Genomic DNA, 5,135 nt, shown 5'->3' on the forward strand with positions numbered 1-5,135 from the left:
GGGCGAGGCGCGCCGCCTCGCCCATCGCCGCGACCCGCAACGCATCGCGCTGGAAGTCGCGCGCCAGCTTTTCAATGGCGGCAGGTACGGTGGCCGAAAACATCAGGGTGCGACGGCTGTCCGGCGCGGTTTCCAGGATGAATTCCAGATCCTCGCGAAAGCCGAGGTCCAGCATCTCATCCGCCTCATCCAGCACTGCGACGCGCAGATCACTCAGGTTAAGGCTGCCGCGGTCGATATGGTCGCGAAGCCGTCCCGGCGTGCCGACGACGATCTGCGCGCCCATGTTCAGCGCCCGCTTTTCGGTGCGGTAATCCATGCCGCCGACACAGGTGGCGATGCGGGCACCCGTCGCGGCGTAAAGCCAGGTCAGTTCGGCGGCCACCTGCAGCGCCAGTTCCCGTGTCGGCGCGATGGCCAGCGCCAGCGGTGCGGTGCCGTAGGGCAGGGTGCCTGCCTCGCCCAAGAGATCGGGGGCGGCGGCGATGCCAAAGGCGACGGTCTTGCCCGATCCGGTCTGGGCCGAGACCAGTAGGTCGCGCCCTGCCATGTCGGGGTTCAGCACGGCTTGCTGTACGGCTGTCAGCGTTGTGTAGCCTCGGTCGCTCAGCGCCGCCGCCAATGGCGCGGCAATATCATTCTGGGTCATTCATTCTGCCTGGACTGGGCCCTATTGCATATCGAGCTTGCATTGAATCGGATTTCGAACCTTCCTTTGTTCGATTTCCGATACGGTGTTTTAACCCAAACTCGAAACGCTTCTGGGCTGGGTTGACGGCCCGGTCCGGTCAATGCGGGCTCCCTGTCCCCGCCTGCACGAAATCAGCCGATCCGTCGCCCTAGCCCTCCCGAACGGAAGAGTCAAAGGCCGTCCACCGCCTTTGGCATGATTCCCGGGGAAAGTGCGCTGGGACGCAACGACAGCAAGGGTCAAACTGAAAACGTCACACCGGGGCACCGCCCGGCGGGGCGGGCTATGCGCCGACGGGGCTGCCCGGTACCTTTACGTCGAGCGTCACGATCTGGGATTCGAGCAGCTTCAGCCCTTTGGGCTTCTTCTCGCGGTACCGGATGATGCGCTTCAGCTCAGGATAATGTGACCAGTCCCATGAGGAATAGCTGCCGCCCTCGACCAGCGAGACCTGCCGCATCGCAAAACCGAACCGGTCTTCGCAGACCACCTCGACGATGGTTCCGGGGCGAACGGGGCAGCCCTTGCCGTCATGGATGACCCAAGGGCCCCATTCCTCACCACCGTCGCGTTGCCATGAAGTCGCCATAATCTTGCCCCCTCCTTGCCCGGATCGAAATCCCGGCATTTTAGCAAAAGCAAGGATACCCCTGTCTGCAAAGGACGCAACAGGCGATCAGGAGACAATCCGGTCGCGCGCGCGAAACAATCGAACCTGCCGGTTCGTGCCTGAATGGGGCGAAATTGCGGCGGGCCGGGCCATCCGCCCCCGGCTACAGCGCTGCGAGCGCTGTTTTCAGATCGCCGTAGCCGGTGAAGCGCCGTTCGAATTTCAGGCCAAGTCGCGCGGCGCAGTCCCGCGCCTTTTCATCCAGTGCCGGATCGTCGGTCTGGGCCTGATAGACCAGCTTTTCGTAATTGCCGAAATACATGTCGCGCAGTTCGGGGTGACGGTCGAGCCCCATCGGTTTCCAGACAAAGGCATCGAATTGCCGGACGAGGAAGTCGGTCAGGAAAAAAGCGGTGAACTCATCGCGGGCGGCGAACGTCTCATTGCCCTCAAAGAAGGAATAACAATGTGGGCCGGGGATCATCTGCACCCCAAGTTCAGCGCAGCGCGCTTCAAGCCCGCCGCCGGTTCCGCAATCGGCATAGACAATGAAGATATCGTCATAGGCGTCGCGGTGCTTTTCCACGGCTTCGGTCACCGCGACGGTGATCTTATCCGGCCAGAGGTGGTACTTCGCGGGCAGGCAGGTCAGGTCGAGATGGGTCCAGCCGTTGGCCTCTTTCAGGTCGACGATCTCGCGCGCCAGCGCACCGCAGGCGATCAGCAGGATGCGGCCGGTTTTCGCGGGGCCAAGGCCGTCCTCGGTCAGGACTGTGTCTGAGGGGATCATGATCTGCGCCCCCAGAGCCGGATGAGAAGGGCGAGTGCCATGAGGACAGCGCCGGAGACAGCCGCGATTGCGGGCGTAACAGCGCCGGTTCCGCTCAGCGCGTAACCGGCGGCCACCGTCAACGCAGCGGCACCAAGAACGAGCGCGGGGATCGTCAAAAGGCGTGTCATGATCCTGATCTCCTTTCGTTTCATATCTGTGTCCGGCGTCTTCGGATGTGAAGCCACTGAAAGGAAAAAGTCACATCCCGAACCGCTTCCCGTCACGGTCCTGTCCCCTTGCGACAGTCTGGCCAGTTGCACGCCAGGGGTGCATTTGTCAGCGTGGCTGCATTGTTAGCGGGATTTGGACCATGAATATCCGATATATGAGATTCGCCGGGGCAGGACTTGCCGCGCTTGTTGCGGCAGCACATGTTTTCGTTGGTACGTTTGACACGCTTGTACCACTTCTCGACAGCGATCTCGCACTTCCGGTGAAGGGCACGTTCCATGCGTGCTGGCATTTCATCAGTATTGTCCTGATCGTGTCGGTATGGGCCTTTGCCAAGGGGACGGCTTTGGCGCGGCCTATTGCCTGGCTGTGGATCGCTTTCGGCATCTGCTTTGTCGCGGCAGGTATCTTCGGGGCGGGGATCGACGGCATAGTGGCTGTTCCGCAATGGGTACTGCTGGTACCGGTCGGCGTTCTTGTCCTGATCACCCAGACCGGGCCGACCCGCGAAGGCCGGTAACGCATCACGCCGGTGATTGGCGAAACCTGCCGACCTTGTCTCGGGGCCTTGCCAAGAAAAAGGCCCCGCGAGGCGTTGTGCCTGCGGGGCCGACGGGAGCATTCCCGAAACCTCAGCCCGCGGCGAGCTTGTTGTGCTTTCGCGACATGAAGTCCTTGGCGGTCTGCACCGCCACGGCCGCGTCGCGGCAATAGGCGTCAGCACCGATGGCCTTGCCGAACTCCTCGTTCAGCGGCGCGCCACCGACGAGCACGATGTAGTCCTCGCGCATGCCCTTTTCCTTCATCGTGTCGATCACGACTTTCATATAGGGCATCGTCGTGGTCAGCAGGGCGGACATGCCGAGGATGTCGGCATCTTCACGCTCCAGCGCTGCGATGTAGTTTTCAACCGGGTTGTTGATGCCAAGATCGACGACCTCGAAACCGGCACCTTCCATCATCATGCCGACAAGGTTCTTGCCGATATCGTGGATGTCGCCCTTGACGGTGCCGATCACCATCTTGCCGACCTTCGGCGCACCGGTTTCGGCCAGCAAAGGCTTCAGGATGGCCATCCCGGCCTTCATCGCATTGGCGGCCAAAAGCACTTCCGGCACGAAGAGGATACCGTCGCGGAAGTCAGCACCGACGATGGTCATGCCCGCGACCAGAGCCTTGGTCAGGACGTCATAGGGCACCCAGCCACGGTCGAGAAGGATGCGCACGCCCTCTTCGATCTCTTCCTTGAGACCGTCATAAAGGTCGTCGTGCATCTGAAGCACAAGCTCTTCGTCATCGAGCTCGGAAAGGATGATGTCTTCTTCGTCGGCCATAACATGTCTCCTGGCGGTTCTTGAGCCCGTAATGCGTCCAATGTTGGCATATCACTTGGCGATTTGCGACATGGTCCGCGCATTCGGCGACAGAGAGCGACAAGGTCGCGCAAAAGGTGGCGGTTCCGCTTGATTAATGTTCTCTTAATGTTCTAACTTTGCGCCATGCCCCTGCCGCCTCCCGATCCCTTCCTGCGCCTGAAGGCGCGCGGTGCCGCGAGTAACGCGGCGGGCCGGTTCGAACCCTATGCGCGGGTGGTGGAAAGCGATGGCTGGGACATCCCAGAGGAAGAGCGCGCAGCCCGGACAGAAGTCAGCGAGGAACGTCCGCGTTCGGTGATCAATGCCGTAACGTCGCCCGACCTGAATTTCGACCGCACCGTCAATGCTTATAGGGGCTGCGAACATGGCTGCATCTACTGCTATGCGCGGCCGAGCCATGGCTATCTCGGCCTGTCTGCGGGGCTCGATTTTGAGACGAAGCTGGTGGCGCGGCCGACCGCGCCCGAGGTGCTGAAGCGGGAATTGGGGCGCAAATCCTACAAGGTCGCGCCGATCGCCATCGGCACCAATACCGATCCCTATCAGCCGATCGAACAGCGCTACCGGATCACAAGGCGGATGCTGGAGGTGCTGTCGGCCTGGAATCACCCGGTCACGATCATCACGCGGGGCGCGCTGATCGAGCGCGATCTGGATATCTTAGGCGACATGGCGCGGCGGCATCTGGTGCAGGTCGGGGTGTCGGTGACGACGCTTGACGCGCGCCTCGCCCGGCGGATGGAACCCCGCGCGCCAACGCCCGAACGCCGGTTGGCGATGATCCGGGCCCTGGCCGGGGCAGGAGTGCCCGTGAGGGTCATGGTCGCCCCGGTGATCCCGGTCCTGACCGAGCCCGAGCTGGAACGCATTCTGGCGGCGGCGAAAGAGGCAGGCGCGACGGCGGCAAGCTGGATCCTGCTGCGCCTGCCGCATGAGGTGGCAGAGCTTTTCCGCGACTGGCTGGCGCGGGCTGAACCGGGCAAGGCCAAACATGTGATGAACCGCCTGCGCGAAATGCGGGGCGGCAAGGATTACGACCCCGACTGGGATCGGCGCATGCGGGGCGAGGGGCTGCATGCCGATCTGATCGCCCGTCGCTTCGCGATCGCCACGAACCGTCTGGGGCTGGCCCATGACCTTCCCGCCCCCGATTGTTCCGCCTTTGCCCCGCCCGCGCGCCCGGGCGATCAGCTTTCGCTGTTCTGACACGCAATCTTCCGCGGATTTGATCGGCATCAAGGATTGCAGGGATCCGGCAGGGCAGAGTGCGGGCATCGGCAAGAATGCCGGTGCCACAGGAGTGTTCGTTATGGAATTCTGGACAAGACCACAGATTATGGCCCGAGATTTGCTTTTCCTCGCGCTTCTTGCGCTGACGGCAGCCTGTGTCGCGCAGAAACCGGCGCTTGAGGAATGCGAAGAGGGCGTTGGCGATCTGAGCCGCCTGTCGGATGT

General features: G+C 62.3%; 7 protein-coding genes. 2 read left to right on the forward strand and 5 right to left on the reverse strand.

Going from position 1 to position 5,135, the window contains the following annotated elements; genetic code table 11:
• The 4 genes from WBB85_RS04900 to WBB85_RS04915 form a co-directional block, all read right to left on the reverse strand.
• Nucleotides 1–649 (reverse strand): DEAD/DEAH box helicase (locus WBB85_RS04900; RefSeq protein WP_432637505.1); only part of this gene is annotated, 649 nt, incomplete at its 3' end.
• Nucleotides 650–974: 325 nt separating this feature from the next.
• The gene (locus WBB85_RS04905; protein ID WP_432637506.1) at nt 975–1,280 is read right to left on the reverse strand and encodes a hypothetical protein; all 306 of its coding nucleotides are present in this window, start codon (nt 1,278–1,280) and stop codon (nt 975–977) included.
• A 184-nt stretch (nt 1,281–1,464) separates the two neighbouring features.
• Entirely contained in the window at nt 1,465–2,091 is a 627-nt protein-coding gene (locus WBB85_RS04910) for a DUF1638 domain-containing protein (protein ID WP_432637507.1), read from the reverse strand.
• Complete coding sequence (locus WBB85_RS04915; RefSeq protein WP_432637509.1) at nt 2,088–2,261, reverse strand: hypothetical protein; 174 nt, start codon at nt 2,259–2,261, stop codon at nt 2,088–2,090. Before WBB85_RS04915 ends, WBB85_RS04910 begins: the two co-directional genes overlap by 4 nt.
• Before the next feature lie 197 nt (nt 2,262–2,458).
• On the opposite strand from WBB85_RS04915, the gene WBB85_RS04920 reads away from it, so the two are divergent.
• On the forward strand, nt 2,459–2,824 hold the full coding sequence (locus WBB85_RS04920) for a hypothetical protein (RefSeq protein ID WP_432637510.1): 366 nt from the start codon (nt 2,459–2,461) through the stop codon (nt 2,822–2,824).
• A gap of 112 nt (nt 2,825–2,936) precedes the next feature.
• On the opposite strand, the gene WBB85_RS04925 is transcribed toward WBB85_RS04920, so the two are convergent.
• Complete coding sequence (locus tag WBB85_RS04925; RefSeq protein ID WP_432637511.1) at nt 2,937–3,638, reverse strand: corrinoid protein; 702 nt, start codon at nt 3,636–3,638, stop codon at nt 2,937–2,939.
• A gap of 165 nt (nt 3,639–3,803) precedes the next feature.
• Here WBB85_RS04925 and WBB85_RS04930 point away from each other — a divergent pair, with 165 nt between their 5' ends.
• Nucleotides 3,804–4,886, forward strand: coding sequence for a PA0069 family radical SAM protein (locus WBB85_RS04930; protein ID WP_432637512.1), 1,083 nt, complete (start codon nt 3,804–3,806; stop codon nt 4,884–4,886).
• Nucleotides 4,887–5,135: the final 249 nt, after the last annotated feature.

Source organism: Albidovulum sp., assembly GCF_049646345.1.
In the GTDB taxonomy this organism is placed as follows: domain Bacteria; phylum Pseudomonadota; class Alphaproteobacteria; order Rhodobacterales; family Rhodobacteraceae; genus Albidovulum.